12 protein-coding genes are annotated in these 15,605 nt (G+C 59.6%); 8 read left to right on the top strand and 4 right to left on the bottom strand.

Features of this window, described 5'->3' with window-relative positions:
• Positions 1 to 90 precede the first annotated feature (90 nt).
• Positions 91 to 3,207 (bottom strand): transglycosylase domain-containing protein, encoded by a 3,117-nt coding sequence (locus tag LOY55_RS24645; RefSeq protein WP_223524114.1) that lies wholly within the window; start codon positions 3,205 to 3,207, stop codon positions 91 to 93.
• A gap of 631 nt (positions 3,208 to 3,838) precedes the next feature.
• Here LOY55_RS24645 and LOY55_RS24640 point away from each other — a divergent pair.
• Positions 3,839 to 5,260 carry an amino acid permease gene (locus LOY55_RS24640; protein ID WP_109785005.1) on the top strand — a complete coding sequence of 474 codons (1,422 nt, stop codon included), beginning with the start codon at positions 3,839 to 3,841 and terminating at the stop codon, positions 5,258 to 5,260.
• Between the two features lie 54 nt (positions 5,261 to 5,314).
• On the opposite strand, the gene LOY55_RS24635 is transcribed toward LOY55_RS24640, so the two are convergent.
• The gene (locus LOY55_RS24635; protein ID WP_258667044.1) at positions 5,315 to 6,439 is read right to left on the bottom strand and encodes an OpgC family protein; all 1,125 of its coding nucleotides are present in this window, start codon (positions 6,437 to 6,439) and stop codon (positions 5,315 to 5,317) included.
• Positions 6,440 to 6,665: 226 nt separating this feature from the next.
• On the opposite strand from LOY55_RS24635, the gene LOY55_RS24630 reads away from it, so the two are divergent.
• Positions 6,666 to 8,171 (top strand): glucosyltransferase domain-containing protein, encoded by a 1,506-nt coding sequence (locus tag LOY55_RS24630; protein ID WP_223523542.1) that lies wholly within the window; start codon positions 6,666 to 6,668, stop codon positions 8,169 to 8,171.
• A 128-nt stretch (positions 8,172 to 8,299) separates the two neighbouring features.
• On the top strand, positions 8,300 to 8,674 hold the full coding sequence (locus LOY55_RS24625; RefSeq protein WP_223523540.1) for a GtrA family protein: 375 nt from the start codon (positions 8,300 to 8,302) through the stop codon (positions 8,672 to 8,674).
• A 145-nt stretch (positions 8,675 to 8,819) separates the two neighbouring features.
• Here LOY55_RS24625 and LOY55_RS24620 read toward each other — a convergent pair whose 3' ends face one another.
• On the bottom strand, positions 8,820 to 10,439 hold the full coding sequence (locus tag LOY55_RS24620) for an FMN-binding glutamate synthase family protein (protein WP_223523538.1): 1,620 nt from the start codon (positions 10,437 to 10,439) through the stop codon (positions 8,820 to 8,822).
• A gap of 149 nt (positions 10,440 to 10,588) precedes the next feature.
• Positions 10,589 to 11,389, bottom strand: coding sequence for a LuxR C-terminal-related transcriptional regulator (locus LOY55_RS24615; RefSeq protein WP_027922800.1), 801 nt, complete (start codon positions 11,387 to 11,389; stop codon positions 10,589 to 10,591).
• A 129-nt stretch (positions 11,390 to 11,518) separates the two neighbouring features.
• Here LOY55_RS24615 and LOY55_RS24610 point away from each other — a divergent pair, with 129 nt between their 5' ends.
• The 5 genes from LOY55_RS24610 to LOY55_RS24590 all read left to right on the top strand — a co-directional run bounded on the left by LOY55_RS24610 (position 11,519) and on the right by LOY55_RS24590 (position 15,563).
• Complete coding sequence (locus tag LOY55_RS24610) at positions 11,519 to 12,340, top strand: carbon-nitrogen hydrolase family protein (RefSeq protein ID WP_109785010.1); 822 nt, start codon at positions 11,519 to 11,521, stop codon at positions 12,338 to 12,340.
• A 155-nt stretch (positions 12,341 to 12,495) separates the two neighbouring features.
• Entirely contained in the window at positions 12,496 to 13,821 is a 1,326-nt protein-coding gene (locus tag LOY55_RS24605) for an APC family permease (protein ID WP_077431334.1), read from the top strand.
• 144 nt (positions 13,822 to 13,965) lie between these two features.
• Positions 13,966 to 14,400 (top strand): NUDIX domain-containing protein, encoded by a 435-nt coding sequence (locus LOY55_RS24600; protein ID WP_077431335.1) that lies wholly within the window; start codon positions 13,966 to 13,968, stop codon positions 14,398 to 14,400.
• A 24-nt stretch (positions 14,401 to 14,424) separates the two neighbouring features.
• On the top strand, positions 14,425 to 15,063 hold the full coding sequence (locus LOY55_RS24595; protein WP_046026567.1) for a LysE family translocator: 639 nt from the start codon (positions 14,425 to 14,427) through the stop codon (positions 15,061 to 15,063).
• Positions 15,064 to 15,065: 2 nt separating this feature from the next.
• Positions 15,066 to 15,563 (top strand): GNAT family N-acetyltransferase, encoded by a 498-nt coding sequence (locus LOY55_RS24590; RefSeq protein ID WP_223523537.1) that lies wholly within the window; start codon positions 15,066 to 15,068, stop codon positions 15,561 to 15,563.
• Positions 15,564 to 15,605 lie beyond the last annotated feature (42 nt).

The raw sequence follows: 15,605 nt of genomic DNA, 5'->3' as shown, positions 1-15,605 counted from the left end.
AGTCTGAATTACTGCTGTTAAGTCAGTGTGCGTACTTGCGCATCATTAATTTTATCGATGTCGAAAATATTTAATTACCACCCTCGTCAATCAACGCCGTGCCACCTCGACAGGCAGGCACCCGGTGTTACTTCCCGGTTGCAGGTAGGGCATCAGAATCGGCGCCATGCCCTTGAGCACTTGCACCGGCAGTGCTGAAGTGAACGTGAACGTTTCGGCCGAGCGACCCGGCACGAAAGCGGTGAGGGTGCCGAAATGGTTGTCGCCGATGTAGAACACGAAGGTCGCCGTGCGATTGAGGGATTTGGAGCTCAGCACCCGGCCGCCGGAACCAATGGCCGCAATGCGGTTGTCACCCGTCCCGGTCTTGCCGCCCATGGCCAGGGGTTTGCCATTGGGCAATGTGAAACTGCCGGACACACGTTTTGCGGTACCGGCATCCACCACTTGGGACAAGGCTTCGCGCATGGCCGTGGCGACTTCGGATGGCATCACCCGTTTGCCCACGACCGGGTCGTTGATCAACTTGGTTTCATACGGGGTGTTGGCCGCGAAATGCAGCGTGTCGATGCGCAGTGTCGGCATGCGCACGCCATCGTTGAGGATGGTCCCGATCAACTCGCCCAGCGCCGCCGGACGGTCGCCAGAGCTACCGATGGCGGTGGCCAGCGACGGCACCAGATGATCGAAGGGGTAGCCGACTTTCTGCCAGCGCTGGTGAATGTCCAGGAAGGCTTCGATCTCGAGCATGGTGCGGATGCGGCTGTCGCGGGCGCCCTTGTGCTTGCTTTTGAACAGCCAGCTATAGACTTCCTGACGTTCGAACTGACTGGCCTTGACGATCTGGCCCCACTTGGCGTCGGGGTTGTTCAGCAGGTAGCCCATCAACCACATGTCCAGCGGGTGGACCTTGGCGATGAAGCCCTGGTCCGGCAGGTCGTAGGCGCCGGGACCATAGCTTTCGTAGAGCCGTTGCAGGCGTTCGTCGGTGAGTTTTTCAGTGAGCTTGGCACCTTTGAGATGCGTGCGAACGAAGGTGTTGAAGCTTTCCTGACTGGCTTGCGGCAGCATATAACGATGGACCGCCGCCAGACGGATCGGTGTCGGGCGCATGCTGTCGAGGAAGGTGTCGAGCCGTGCCTGGGTGTCCTTGTTTTTGTATTTCTTCCAGAATTTCAGCAGGAACGAGGTGCCTTCGCGGTCGGCGAAATCGGCCAGGTATTCCTGACGGCGAGGGTCGCGGTCGTCCTTGAGCAGTTCTGCGCTGTTGTTGGGGCCCGAATACGTGGCGTAGCGCACCAGGTCGCGCATTAACCGAATGAACGGCAGGTTGATCGATTCACGCAGCGCATCGCGCAGGGTAGGGATGCGGCCGTTGTCTTCCTTGCGAAAGTTATGGAACACGTGCAACCCGCCACCGGTGAAAAACGCTTCGCCGGGGCTGGCCGAGTATTTGCGATCCAGCGCGGCACCCAGCATGGCCGGCAGATTGCGATCTTGATTCTCGATCAGGTAATCGACGGCCCAACGACTCAGTCGGTCCTGATCGGGGACATCGACTTTTTTCAGCTCTGGAATGGTCATCCCGGCATATTTGTCGTGCAGTTCGGCGATGATTTGCAGGTAGGTGGTGAGCACGCGCATTTTTGCAGTGGAGCCCAGTTCCAGCTTGCTGCCTTCGTTGATGTCGAACGGCTGGTCGGTGCTGTCGGTCTGGATGCGTACGCGCGCGCCGTCCGGCGTCAGTTCAAACAGGGTGAAGCTGTAGCGCACCTGGGTGGTGCTGGTGGGGGTGAGCAGGCGTTCGCCCATCAAGCCGATCTGCGCCGCAAATACCGGGTCGGCCAGGTGCTTGAGGTACTCGGTGGCCTGGGATTGCAGCTGGCCTTGCAAGGTACTGGTGGCAGACAGATCAAGGCGATCGAGGTCGTACAGTGGACGATTGAGCAAGCCGCCCAAGCGACTGCGTGCCACGCTGATGCCTTTGTTGGTTTCAATGGGCTGAATGGTCGGCTGGGTTTGCCAGTCGCGATAAGTGACCTTGCTGGCCAATGCCGCAGCGGCAAACGGCCCATCGATCACGCCATTTTGTGCCAGCAGTCGGATGTGGCTGTCAGTGAGATCGACCAGTTCATCACGGCCCTTGGTCAGGTAGTGGGAAGGCCGGCGCTGGGCAATCATCAACGAGAGCATTTCACGCAGGGCCAGGCCTTTGGCGGCCATCGTTTTTGGATCGGTGGCTGGGCTGGCCAGGGTTTCGTTGGCCTTGTCGAAGTCGGCGCCGTACCAGACGCGCAACCCTTCGGCCATGCCATGCACTTCACCGTGACCGGGCACGGCGGACAGCGGCACGCTGTTGAGGTAGTCGCGGACCACATTTTTCCGGGCATCGAGGGTTTCCGGGCCGGCCTGATAGGCGCGCACGGTGGCGGAAATCATCTGCCGGATCTTTTCCGCCCCCGATACCGTCAGGCCATCGGGCGAATGCCGATACTTTTCAAGCTGTGTCGCCAGGGTACTGCCGCCCGCCGATTGACCCGGCAGGTGAATCAATTTGGCTACCTGCGACCACGCCGCCATGCCGAAGCGCGGCCAGTCCACGGCGGGGTTGGCCAAGGGTTGCTTGGGGTCGAGCAGGAAACGGTTCTCGATGAACAACAGGCTGTTGATCACCACCGGCGGGATCGATTCAAAGCTTGAATAAAGCTGCTGCGGATACTTGAACTGGTACAGCGGCAACGCGCGGCAATCGGTGATCGACAGCCCGGCCTGGATTTTTTCCGAATAGGGCACGAACAGGCCCTTGTCGCTGTAGTCCATCAACTTTTTGGAAAAACGGGTCTGCGCCGAGATCACGTAGTCGCGCTTGAGCAACCGGGGCAGGAACTCATTCAGAGAGCTATAGCCCAGACGCAAATCAAAAGGCCCGGCGCCAGGGTAACGAATCGCATCGCTAGGGCCTGGTTCCAGGGTGTAACTCAGGGACGCAGCGAATTTGCTGACTTCCCGCGCCTGAAATTTCGACGTGCGCATTTCCTTGGCAGCGGCCAGGCCCACGACGATCAGAATGATCAGCAACAACAACCAAAACGCCTTCCAGCCGTGTTTGACACGACTGGTACGGGGTTTTTCAGGTAAAGGCGCTTCATCCACTCGTTCAGTCGGGACCACAGTTTTACTCGTATCGGTTTGCCACAAAGCGCCCATAGCCGATTGATCCATTCACGCAGATTGATCTGACTTGTCTGAAGCTTAGACGGTGGTTGGCAAAGGTGAAAAAATTGTGGACAAGGTTATCGCCTATTTTTTTGTATCCACACAAATCCCTGTAGCAGCTGCCGAAGGCTGCGTTCGACTGCGCAGCAGTCGCCAATCCTGCAATTTCAATTTGTCTGGAAAGCCGCGGTGTCTGATTTACGACTGCTGCGCAGTCGAACGCAGCCTTCGGCAGCTGCTACCAGGGGGCGGTGGTGTTATGGCTGAAGAGGCTTGATCTAGAGCTGTTCAGCAGTAAATAAGGTTTAGGCAAGTGCATGACGATGCACCAATGCTGTGCAATACTCGCCGCCGTTTCAGAGGCGAGTGTAATCGCCTTTAGCCAGTTAATACCTCTCCATAAATTGCTATTTTGCCGAGACTTATGGCTGCATATTGTGATTTATAGAGTGAAAAAACCTGATCGATGCTTTTTATACTGCACGTCCCGCTGATCCTCGAGGTTTTGTCCTACAGGACGGTCCTGCTCACGAAGTAGACCGGTTTCAGGCAAGCAATGGCTTATCGGTCAGCGCTTCGACACTCAGTGGCTAAATCCAATAACAAGACGAGGATGTCCCCTATGCCTGTCGGCAATCACCTGCCCAACGGCGAGACCGCTCAAGGCGGCCCGCTTAAACGCGAACTCGGCGAACGGCATATTCGCTTGATGGCACTCGGTGCCTGTATCGGCGTCGGCCTGTTCCTGGGGTCGGCCAAGGCCATCGAAATGGCCGGTCCCGCCATCATGCTGTCCTACATCATTGGCGGTCTGGCGATCCTGGTGATCATGCGTGCCCTGGGCGAAATGGCCGTGCACAACCCGGTCGCCGGCTCGTTCAGCCGTTATGCCCAAGACTATCTCGGCCCCTTGGCGGGCTTCCTTACCGGCTGGAACTATTGGTTCTTGTGGCTGGTGACCTGCGTCGCGGAAATCACAGCGGTGGCGGTGTACATGGGGGTCTGGTTCCCCGATGTGCCGCGCTGGATCTGGGCGCTGTCGGCGTTGATCAGCATGGGCACCATCAACCTGATCGCGGTCAAGGCCTTCGGTGAGTTCGAGTTCTGGTTCGCCCTGATCAAGATCGTCACCATCATTGCCATGGTGGTCGGTGGTATCGGCATCATCGCTTTCGGGTTCGGCAACGATGGCGTGGCGCTGGGGATTTCCAATCTCTGGGCCCACGGCGGTTTCATGCCCAATGGCGTGCAAGGCGTGTTGATGTCGCTGCAGATGGTCATGTTCGCCTACCTGGGCGTCGAGATGATCGGCCTGACCGCCGGTGAAGCCAAGAACCCGCGCAAGACCATCCCGGATGCCATTGGCTCGGTGTTCTGGCGGATTCTGCTGTTCTACGTCGGCGCGCTGTTCGTGATCCTGTCGATCTACCCATGGAACGAAATCGGCACCCAGGGCAGTCCGTTTGTGATGACGTTCGAGCGCCTGGGCATCAAGACCGCCGCCGGTATCATCAATTTCGTGGTGATCACCGCTGCGCTGTCGTCCTGTAACGGCGGCATTTTCAGCACCGGGCGCATGCTCTACAGCCTGGCGCAGAATGGCCAGGCCCCGGCCGGTTTCGCCAAGACGTCGAGCAACGGCGTACCTCGCCGCGCCTTGCTGTTATCGATGGGCGCGTTGCTGTTGGGCGTGTTGCTCAACTACGTGGCGCCGGAGAAGGTCTTCGTCTGGGTCACCGCGATTGCCACCTTCGGCGCGATCTGGACCTGGGTGATGATCCTGTTGGCTCAGCTCAAGTTCCGCAAAGGCCTGAGCGCCAGCGAGTGTGCCGGCCTCACGTACAAGATGTGGCTGTACCCGGTCAGTTCGTACCTGGCGCTGGCGTTTCTGGTGTTGGTGGTCGGCCTGATGGCCTACTTCCCGGACACCCGCGTGGCACTGTATGTCGGCCCTGCGTTCCTGGTGCTGCTGACGGTGTTGTTCTATGTGTTCAAGCTGCAACCGACCCAGGCAACGCAAGGTGCGGTGCGTTCGGCGTCGTAAGGCGTAACGCTTGAAATGCCAAAGCCCCGGTCGATTGACCGGGGCTTTTTCGTTTCAGGCTGCCGCGACGTGCAGTGAGCGGTTCAGGCGCTTATTGAATTCCAGCCAGACCCCCAACAACCCCATCAACCCCGCCCCGACCAGTGCGGTGAAGATTTGCATGGCAAACGCGTCGTCGGTCATGGCGTTGACCATGTCCGCCAGCGGCGCCAGCAACACGCCGAGGCAGAACACTTCCAGCGAATAGCGCCCCATGCGACAGCATTGCTGTGCCAGCCAGTTTTGTGTCCAGCCCGTGTCTGGCAGCAGTTTCGCCGTGACATAGGCCAGTGCCAGAAAGTGCAGTAATCGCACCGGCGACAGGTCGGTCTTACTGATCGGGTACAGCCAGTTGCTCAACAGGGTTGGCATCACCGCGTCGTGGATATGCGGCCAGCGCCAGGAAACGGTAATCACCCCGGCAAACACTACGTAAATGGCTGCACAGACAAATAACGGCTGGCGCGACAGCGCACGCGTCTCGGGCAGTCGTGACCTTTGCCCGTGAATCGCCGCCGCACCACCGAGCACAAACAGCAGTTGCCAGGTGACTGGGTTGAAATACCACACGCCGTCCTTGATCGCGGCCAGGTTCCAGCCGAATGACGGCGCCAACAGGTAAACAGTCAACGACACCGCTACCACTGCCCACGCCTTGCGTACCAGCAACGGCAGCACTAGGGGCAACCCGGCCAGTAGCACGATGTACAGCGGCAACGGGTCCATCAGGTTCGGTTTGAAGCGCAGCAGCAACTCATCGGTCAACGCTTGTTGAGGGTTGGAGATGAAGTGGTGCAGGCCCATTTCCTCGACCAGATCGCGGGTTTCCACATGGCTGTTGGCGAAGAACACGATGCCCATCAGCATCGCCAGCAGGAAAATATGCACCACATACAACACCCAGGCGCGGCGCAGGATTTTCACACAGGCAATCAGGTAACCGTCACGCGCAAGGATCTTGCCGTAGGCCAGCACCGCTGCGTAGCCTGCCAGAAATACAAAGATTTCCGCGGCATCGCTGAAGCCTACGTTGCGCAAGGTGATTTGACCCAAGGGGTTGTGGGGCACGTGATCCCAGAAAATGAAGATCAGTGCCAGGCCACGGAAAAAGTCGATTCGGTGATCGCGTTCAGTCGTCATGGCTGCGGGCTCTTGAACGGGTGTTGAAGGGGGCGGGCGGCGCCACTAGGTCGTGCGCCGCACATCGGCGGCGCGCAGGGTGCAGGCATTCGTCGGCAATTGCAAAGTGTGGGTATTACGAGATGTCTCAACCGCCTGTCTAAAAGCCCGGCAGCGGTGCGATCTCTGGTTATCGTCGGGTTCAAAGCTTTAGTGGTTGTAGGCGGAATTCCCTTGAGGCGCCGACATGAGCATCAGCGATTGGCTCGACAAAGAACGTGGAGGCCGTCAGGTCTGGTTGCTGTTTGTGCTTGCGACGCTGCTGTATGTCCTGCCGTTTATCCTCGCGGATTTCCCCTACATCGATGACAACTGGCGTGGCCTGGCCGCCGGCATGGGCTGGTCGCAGGAGGGCCGTCTCTTCGCACAATGGTTCTACAACCTGCTGAGCTTCAGCGATGCCGCACCCAATATCTTCCCGTTGCCGCTTTTGATCGCCACCCTGGCCATGAGTGCGGCCCTGACCCGTCTGACGTTCCATTACTTTCCCGTACCGACGGTTGCTCATTGCCTGGTCGTTCTGCCGCTTTGGTACAACCCGTATTTCCTGCAAAACCTGTCGTACCAATACGACGGTCCGACCATGGCGCTGAGTGTGGTGGCGGTGATCTACGCGATCACGTTTCAAAGCCCCTCGCGCGTCCAGCGATTGATCGTTCCGGCCGTGCTGATTGCATTGGCCATCGGCCTTTATCAGGCCAGCATCAATGTGTTTCTCGGGCTCTGTTGCCTGGAGCTGCTGCGCGGGGCAACCGAGCGAATATCGTGGCCGGCGTGGTGCCGATTGCTCGGCTGGAAAGTCGCGCAGGTGCTGTTGGCCGGATTGATCTACGGCGCCACGGCTTTTGCTTACATGAGTCAAAACCGCACCGCGATATTGAAGGGGGCGGCGGCACCGCTGCTGCAAGTTGAAATCAATGCGGGCCGGGTGCTGGAAAAAATCGTGCTGTTGTTTCATGGCGGCTTTACCTGGGTGTTCGCCGCGCTGTTGCTGTGCGCCATCGCCGGAGGTGTGTGCGTGGGGCAGGGTGTGCTGGCGCGGCAGGACACGGGGCTGCACAAGGCGCTGATAGGGTTGGCGTGTCTGATGATGCTGCCGGTCCTGATGTTACTGGTGCCCGGTGCTTCATTGTTTTTTCGAGACTTCAATGAAGGCGCCCGAACCTTGATGGGTTTTGGCGTCGTGCTGGTGGTGCTGTTCTACCTGAGTCATCGGGCGCTGGCGTCGTGGCATGGAAAACTGCCACTGCTGTTGCTCATCCCGCTGCTGGCGATGCTCTCGCTGTCCTTCGCCTACGGGCGCGTGCTGACCCTGCAAAAAACCTTCGCGACCAACGCGTTGTATGCCCTGAGTGCCGACATTGCCTCGCGCCCCGCATTGCGCGATGCCAAGCGCATTTACCTGTCGGTGAGTTATTCGGATCACTGGTTGGTGGCCGCTGCCGGGTCGTTCAAACAGATGCCGGTTTTGCACTATTTGCTTAACACCGACTTTTACATGCTCGCGGAAAACCTGCCGAAAACCGGCATCACCAACGTGGTCAGGGAAAAGGAACGGCGCAATGCGACACGAGTCGGTTACCAGGGGTATCCGCCGCTGGTGGACAGCCAGTTCTATCGCATTTATCTGCTGGGGGATTACGGCTTTATCGTCATGAAAGAGCCGGTGCCCGTGAAAACGCTTCAGTGGTGAATGAAGCCATTGGGCATGACCGTTAATCAGGAATACCGCGGTACCTGCTATTTCTGACAGTAGACGCACACCTGCCCTGACATTAGGTTGAAGCACTTCTGAAACCGAGAGCGGACCACGGAATGGACATGAAAGCTTTATGGAAAGAATTCTCCACCTATGCGGTAGTTGGCGTGGCCAATACGCTGATTCATTGGCAGCTGTTTTACATCCTCACCACCGCCGCCGAATGGAGTCAGGCCGCCAGCAACGTTACGGCGTTCTGTGTCGCGGCAACGTTCTCCTTTTATGTGCACGCGCTGTACACATTTGAAGCCGGAGCGTCGGTACGTCGTTATCTGTCGTATGTCTGCTGCATGGGCGTAGCGAGTTTTGTGGTCGGGCACTATGCCGATGTCTGGAAACTCCACGGCTTGGTAACCGTCGCATCGTTCTCGCTGTTGAGTCTGTTCTGCGGGTTTTTCTTTTCGCGATTTATCTTGTTCCGCGAGCGCGAAGCATGATGGTTTCGCGCTGCTCTGGGGAGGTCGCAGCGCTGTATGTGGTGGTGGCGGTCGCGTTATTCGCGAGACTTCACGCCATCACCACGCCGGCCGTCTGGTGTGAAATCTCCGACCGGCGCCTCCTGTGGCTGTTTTCAACCGATGTTTATGCCGCAACTTCCTCATTCGGCTCAAAACTGTCCGCCCGCGCCATCTGCCACATCCGCGAGTAAAACTCGCCATTCACTTCACCGGTGAGTAACTCGCCAGGCTTCAAGAACACATGCAACTGCGAGAACAATTTGATCTCGGTCGCCGACATGCGCCGCACCAAGTGTTTGGCTGACAGTTGTGAAGGGTGATCGAGGCCCGCCGCCGCGAGCATTTCAGCCAGGGCCTTGAGCGTGTTGCGGTGGAAGTTGAACACGCGCTGGGCTTTGTCCGGAACGACGAGGGCGCGTTGACGCAAGGTGTCCTGGGTGGCGACGCCGGTCGGGCATTTGTTGGTGTGGCAGCTTTGCGACTGGATGCAGCCGATGGCGAACATGAAGCCGCGTGCCGAGTTGGCCCAGTCGGCGCCGATGGCCAGCACGCTGGCGATGTCAAAGGCGCTGACGATCTTGCCGCTGGCCCCCAGTTTGATTTTGTCCCGCAGGTTCAGGCCCACCAGCGTGTTGTGCACGAACAGCAGGCCTTCGCGCATCGGCACGCCGATGTGGTCGGTGAACTCCACTGGCGCAGCACCGGTGCCCCCTTCCTTGCCGTCGACGACGATGAAGTCCGGGAGGATGCCGGTTTCCAGCATGGCCTTGGCGATGCCCATGAATTCCCACGGGTGGCCGAGGCAGAACTTGAAACCCACCGGTTTGCCGCCTGACAACTCACGCAGTTGCTGGATGAAATGCATCAGTTCAATCGGTGTGGAAAACGCACTGTGCCGCGACGGCGAGATGCAGTCTTCGCCCATCAGGATGCCGCGGGTTTCGGCGATTTCCTGGGTGACTTTGTGCTTGGGCAGAATCCCGCCGTGGCCGGGCTTGGCGCCCTGGCTCATCTTGATTTCGATCATGCGCACTTGCGGCGTTTGTGCCTGGGCGGCGAAGCGTTCCGGGTCGAAACGACCGTCGGCGGTGCGGCAGCCGAAGTAGCCGCTGCCGAGCTCCCAGGTCAGGTCGCCGCCGTTTTCGCGGTGGTACGCGCTGATGCTGCCTTCGCCCGTGTCATGGGCGAAGTTACCGAGTTTGGCGCCCTGGTTCAGCGCGCGAATCGCGTTGGCGCTGAGTGAGCCAAAGCTCATGGCCGAGATGTTGAACACCGAGGCCGAGTACGGCTGGGTGCACTGCGGGCCGCCGACCATCACCCGAAAACTGCCTGGATCACTCAACGGCGCTGGGCGCATCGAGTGGCCGATGAATTCGAAGCCCGATTGGTACACATCGATCAGCGTGCCGAAGGGTTTGTCGGCGCTTTCATTTTTGGCCCGCGAATAGACCAGCGAACGTTGGGCACGGGAGAAGGGCAGGGCGTCGCTGTCGGATTCGAGCAGGTACTGGCGGATTTCCGGGCGAATGCCTTCCACCAGATAACGAATGTTGCCCAGGATCGGGTAGTTGCGGCGTACCGCGTGAGGGCTTTGCAGCAGATCGAACAGGCCGATCAGGCTGAGCACGCCGGTGACGGCGGTGATCGGCCAGAGCCAGTCGTATTGCAGAAAGGGCAGGCTGACGAGGGTGAAGATCACGCAAGCGGCAAAGAAGGCGTAGCGGCTCAGGAGTGACAGGCTCATACGGTTTCCTTGGGTTCGGACTCGGTTGTGGCCACAGAGATCCCTGTAGGAGCCGAGCTTGCTCGCGATGACGTCGTGTCAGACAACGGAATTTTTGACCGGAAGACCGCCATCGCGAGCAAGCTTTGCTCCTACAGGGTTGCGGTGTGTCAGGCGTTTTGGGCCTGGAGAAAAATCGAAAACAGCTCGGACTGGGACTTGATTCCCAGCTTGCTGTACATGTGTTTCTTATGGACTTTCACGGTTTCGACGGAGATTTCCAGCTTACGGGCGATTTCTTTGCTGGAGCAACCGCTGAGCATCAAACGCCCGACGTCGAGCTCGCGCGCGGTCAGTTGCGCGCCTTTGAGCTGCTGCACCGACGCTTCCAGTTGCACGCGCCAGTCAGGTTGCGGTGGCGACGGCGCAAGGGCCACGACCTCGTTGATTTCGTAGGGCAGGCGCTGACGCAACAGGCCCAGCACCCACGGCTGGATCAGCGACAGCAAGGCGATCTGCTGGCCGCTGAAGCGCTGCTTGCTGCCCAGTGACAGGCACAACGTGCGGTCGCCTTCGAGCTGGCAATTGAACTGGATTTCATCGGCGACCACATTCAGACGAAAGTAGCGCTGGTAATACTCGGTCAGCTCAAAGTGCTCCGGCGCCACTTCCGACAAGCGATAGAGACCGGTGCGCGATTGCTCGCGGCAGGCGATGTAGAACGGGTCGAGCAGGTACAAACCGCGCAGGTAATCCTGAAACAACTGGTCAGGGCTGCCGTCCTCGCCAGGGCATTCGGCGAATACTTGCGGGTGCTGGTCGGCGCTGAAAAGCAGGGCCACCCAGCTGTCGAAGGTCACGTACTGATCCAGCAACCGCACCAGCTGCGTCCAGAAATTAGGCTTGTCTAGCGCGTCGATCAGTTGCCCGACCGAGCGATGCCACGCGATGTCGTCCAGCGAAAGTGTCATGCCTCTACCCCTATCGGGTTACCCCAGCGGCGTGATTCCCCGGCCGGTGGCTTGCTGCGCATACTGGCGCACAGTCACCGACCGGGCAATCTTTCTGCCGCCCGGCGTACTCCAGAACAAGGAATACCCATGAAAGTCGAACTCGCCCAGTTGGCGGGCCGTGACAACGGCACAGCGTATAACCTCGAACGCGCCTTGGCGGCGATTGCAGCCTGCGCCGCCGACACACAACTGATTGTCTTCCCGGAAACCCACCTGATGGGCTTCCCGACCGCCGACACCGTGGCCCGCACCGCTGAACCGCTGAACGGCCCGACCGTCAATGCCGTGCTGACCGCTGCCCGCGAACGCAACATCGCCGTGGTGATCGGCATGGCCGAGAACGACAACGGCCGGTTCTACAACACCACACTGCTGATTACCCCCGAAGGCATCGCGTTGAAATACCGCAAGACGCATTTGTGGGCCTCGGATCGCGGTGTGTTCGAACCGGGCGACCGTTACGCCACGTGCGAGTGGAACGGTGTGCGGGTCGGCCTGCTGATTTGCTACGACATCGAATTCCCGGAAACCGCCCGCGCCCTCGCGCAACTGGGCGCCGAACTGCTGATCGTCACCAACGGCAACATGGACCCCTACGGCTCGACGCACCGCACCGCGATCATGGCCCGCGCCCAGGAAAACCAGGCGTTTGCGCTGATGGTCAACCGGGTGGAAGCGGGCGATGACGGGTTGATGTTCGCGGGCGGCAGTGCGCTGGTGGATCCGCTGGGCACGCTGTTGTTCGAGGCCGGACGGGATGAAGGCCGGTTTACGGTTGAGCTGGATTTCAACCGGTTGGACGCGGCACGCAAGGACTATCGGTACCTGGACGATCAGCGGTTGAAACTGCCGGGGGAGATGGTTGAGCACGCTTCCGGGATTCGGGAGCTGCTGATTCCTAAAAACTGACCACCGATCGTTCCCACGCTCTGCGTGGGAATGAATCAACGGACGCTCTGCGTCCGCTTTTGGGACGCGGAGCGTCCCCGGCTGCATTCCCACGCAGAGCGTGGGAACGATCACTCGGCTCTGCCATAAATCTAATAAATTCGGAGTAGTCGCTCATGGCTCGTTTGCAACGCACCCTTTCATTGGGGTCGGTGGTGCTGTTTGGCATTGCCTACATGACGCCGATCATTGTGCTCGGCACCTTTGGCATCCTCGCTCAATCCACCGCAGGCATGGTGCCGGCCGCGTACCTGGCGGCCTTGGTGGCGATGTTCTTCACCGCCATGAGCTACGGCCGAATGGCCTCGGCGTTCCCTGTCGCGGGCTCGGCTTATAGCTACGTACGCAAAGCCATCAGCCCCAAGCTCGGTTTCATCGCCGGTTGGGCGGTGTTGCTCGATTACCTGTTCCTGCCAATGGCGATCTGGCTGATCGGCGCCGCCTACCTCAACTCTGCCTTCCCCGCAGTGCCGCAATGGCTGTGGGTGTTGGCGTTCATCGGCATCACCAGCGCGATCAACATCGTCGGCCTGAAACTGGCCAACGGCGTCAACGCCTTGCTGATGCTGGTGCAGGCGCTGGTACTGATCGCCTTTGTTGCGCTGTGCATCCATTACGTGGGGGGCGATGCAAGCACACCGTTGTGGTCGATCAAACCGTTCTTCAACGGCGACATGCAAATGCCGCTGATCATGAGCGGCGCAGCCATCGCCTGTTACTCGTTCCTGGGCTTCGACGCGGTCAGTACCCTGACCGAAGAAACCCGCGACCCGCGCCGCACCATCCCTCGGGCAATCATGCTGATTACCCTGGTCGGCGGGCTGATCTTCGTCAGCGTCTCGTACTTCGTGCAGATCGCGCATCCCTCGTTCCAGTTCGACAACGTTGACTCGGCCGCCTACGAGATTGCCCGCAACATCGGCGGCGACCTGTTTGTGTCGATCTTCCTGATCGGCCTGATCGTCGGCCAGTTCGCCTCGGGCCTTTCGGCACAGGCCAGTGGCTCGCGTCTCTTGTTCGCCATGGGCCGTGACGGTGTGCTGCCAAAATCGTTCTTCGGCACCTTGCACGAACGATTCGGCACCCCGGTCAACAGCATCCTGTTGTGCGCGGTCGTCGCGTTGCTGGCGCTGAAACTGGACGTCACCACCTCGACCTCGTTCATCAACTTCGGCGCGTTCCTCGCCTTCAGCCTGGTCAACCTGTCGGTGATTTTTCACTACTGGATCGGCGGCGAGAAAAAAGGCCCGCGTGAGCTGGTTCTTTTCCTGGTGTTCCCGTTCATCGGTCTGGTGGCGGACTTGTGGCTGATGGTCAGCCTCGACCACCTGGCGATTTACCTGGGCCTGAGCTGGCTGGCGATTGGCGTGGTGTACCTGGCGGTGCTGACCGGCGGTTTCCGTCGCCAGCCACCGGAGATGGATTTCCAGGAAGCTACATAAGCAATCGGCTGGCAGTACAGAACCCTGTGGGAGCGAGCTCGCTCCCACAAAGGTTCGGCAGTGAGTTGCAGATATTTTTCCCCGTGACGATGCACCGACACTTATGTGAACCTTGCGGCTTTTTCCCAAGGCCAATTCCGATCCATGACCCGTCCATCCGCTGATACGCCACGCATCATCCGCATCGCCGCCGCCCTGTTGATCGGCCCCGACGGCCGCACATTGCTGGTGCGCAAGCGCGGCACCCAGGCCTTTATGCAACCGGGCGGCAAGATCGAAGCCCATGAGCAGCCGGTTCACGCCTTGGCCCGCGAGCTGGAAGAAGAGCTGGGGTTAGTCATCGATCCGTCGCACGCCAGCTACCTCGGGAAATTCTCGGCACCGGCCGCCAACGAGCCGGGTTTTGTCGTAGAGGCCGAACTTTTTCGGCTGGCCATCGAGGAGGACGTCACCCCCGCAGCCGAAATCGAAGAAGTGATCTGGATTGACCCGACCACCGACGGTGATATCACGCTGGCGCCATTGACACGCGACCTGATCCTGCCGTTTTATCGAGCTTCGCTGACCGAACCTGCCTGATCAATTACGGACGAAGGACTGCCCATGATCCCGCTTCAAGATTTGCTGATTTTCGCCGCCGCCGCATTGCTGATGGTGCTGACACCGGGGCCGAACATGATCTACCTGATTTCCCGTTCAATCTGCCAGGGGCGCAAGGCGGGCGTGACGTCATTGTTGGGCGTGGTCGCGGGGTTCTTTGTCCACTTGTTCGCCGCCGCGGCCGGTTTGACCGCGGTGTTCCTGGCCGTGCCGATGGCCTACGAAGTCTTGAAATGGGCCGGGGCGTTGTACCTGGTGTGGCTGGCCTGGCAGGCGGTCAAACCCGGCGCGCGTTCACCGTTCGAGGCGCAGCAGTTGCCGCCGGACTCGTCACGCAAACTGGTCACCATGGGTTTTCTCACCAGCGCGTTGAACCCCAAGATTGCGGTGTTTTACCTGTCGGTGTTTCCACAGTTCATCAACCCTGAACACGGCTCGGTGTTCAGCCAAAGCCTTATCCTTGGCCTGACGCAGATCAGTGTCAGCTTCTGCGTCAATCTGCTGATCGCGTTGTTCGCGGCCGGCATCGCCTCGTGGTTCGTCAACAACCCGACCTGGCTGGCGGTGCAGCGTTATTTCATGAGTTTTGTGTTGGCGACGCTGGCGGTGCGGCTGATGCTTGAGCAACGCAGGACGGTTTGAACATGTGGATTGAACGGCTGGACGCCCGTCATGCCCTGGCCTATCGGGAACTGATGCTCGAAGCCTACGACCGGCATCCGCAGGCGTTCACCTCCAGCGTGCGCGAGCGCGCCGCGATGCCGCTGAGTGGGTGGGAAGGGCGCCTGACCAGCAAACTGGATGTGGTGCTCGGGGCGTTTGTAGAAGGGCGGCTGGCGGGCATCGTCGGGCTTGCGTTCGAGGCTCGGGAAAAGGCCCGGCACAAGGCGACGCTGTTTGGCATGTACGTCTCGGGCACCCTCCGCCAGCGCGGGGTGGGGCAGCAACTGGTGCAGGCAGCGTTGGCCGAGGCGGGCAAGCATCAGGGCTTGAAGCTGATCAAACTGACCGTCACCGCCGGCAACGACACCGCGTTCAACTTGTACAGCCGTTGCGGCTTCATCCAGTTCGGCCTCGAACCCATGGCCGTGCGCGTGGGTGAGGATTACTTCGACAAGATCCATATGTGGCGTGAACTCTAAACCCCACCGACAGATCTTGTAGGAGCCGGGCTTGCCCGCGAT

The organism is Pseudomonas sp. B21-040 (assembly GCF_024748695.1).
In the GTDB taxonomy this organism is placed as follows: Bacteria; Pseudomonadota; Gammaproteobacteria; order Pseudomonadales; family Pseudomonadaceae; genus Aquipseudomonas.
This window is presented reverse-complemented; position numbering and strand designations above follow the sequence as displayed.

What these genes read in the sequence shown, in the direction of transcription:
- LOY55_RS24625 (WP_223523540.1), top strand. Translation starts at nt 8,300, where the DNA reads ATGAAAGCTTTATGGAAAGAATTCTCCACCTATGCGGTAGTTGGCGTG.
- LOY55_RS24640 (WP_109785005.1), top strand. Translation starts at nt 3,839, where the DNA reads ATGCCTGTCGGCAATCACCTGCCCAACGGCGAGACCGCTCAAGGCGGC.
- LOY55_RS24590 (WP_223523537.1), top strand. Translation starts at nt 15,066, where the DNA reads ATGTGGATTGAACGGCTGGACGCCCGTCATGCCCTGGCCTATCGGGAA.
- LOY55_RS24600 (WP_077431335.1), top strand. Translation starts at nt 13,966, where the DNA reads ATGACCCGTCCATCCGCTGATACGCCACGCATCATCCGCATCGCCGCC.
- LOY55_RS24610 (WP_109785010.1), top strand. Translation starts at nt 11,519, where the DNA reads ATGAAAGTCGAACTCGCCCAGTTGGCGGGCCGTGACAACGGCACAGCG.
- LOY55_RS24645 (WP_223524114.1), bottom strand. Translation starts at nt 3,207, where the DNA reads ATGGGCGCTTTGTGGCAAACCGATACGAGTAAAACTGTGGTCCCGACT.
- LOY55_RS24615 (WP_027922800.1), bottom strand. Translation starts at nt 11,389, where the DNA reads ATGACACTTTCGCTGGACGACATCGCGTGGCATCGCTCGGTCGGGCAA.
- LOY55_RS24630 (WP_223523542.1), top strand. Translation starts at nt 6,666, where the DNA reads ATGAGCATCAGCGATTGGCTCGACAAAGAACGTGGAGGCCGTCAGGTC.
- LOY55_RS24605 (WP_077431334.1), top strand. Translation starts at nt 12,496, where the DNA reads ATGGCTCGTTTGCAACGCACCCTTTCATTGGGGTCGGTGGTGCTGTTT.
- LOY55_RS24635 (WP_258667044.1), bottom strand. Translation starts at nt 6,439, where the DNA reads ATGACGACTGAACGCGATCACCGAATCGACTTTTTCCGTGGCCTGGCA.
- LOY55_RS24595 (WP_046026567.1), top strand. Translation starts at nt 14,425, where the DNA reads ATGATCCCGCTTCAAGATTTGCTGATTTTCGCCGCCGCCGCATTGCTG.
- LOY55_RS24620 (WP_223523538.1), bottom strand. Translation starts at nt 10,439, where the DNA reads ATGAGCCTGTCACTCCTGAGCCGCTACGCCTTCTTTGCCGCTTGCGTG.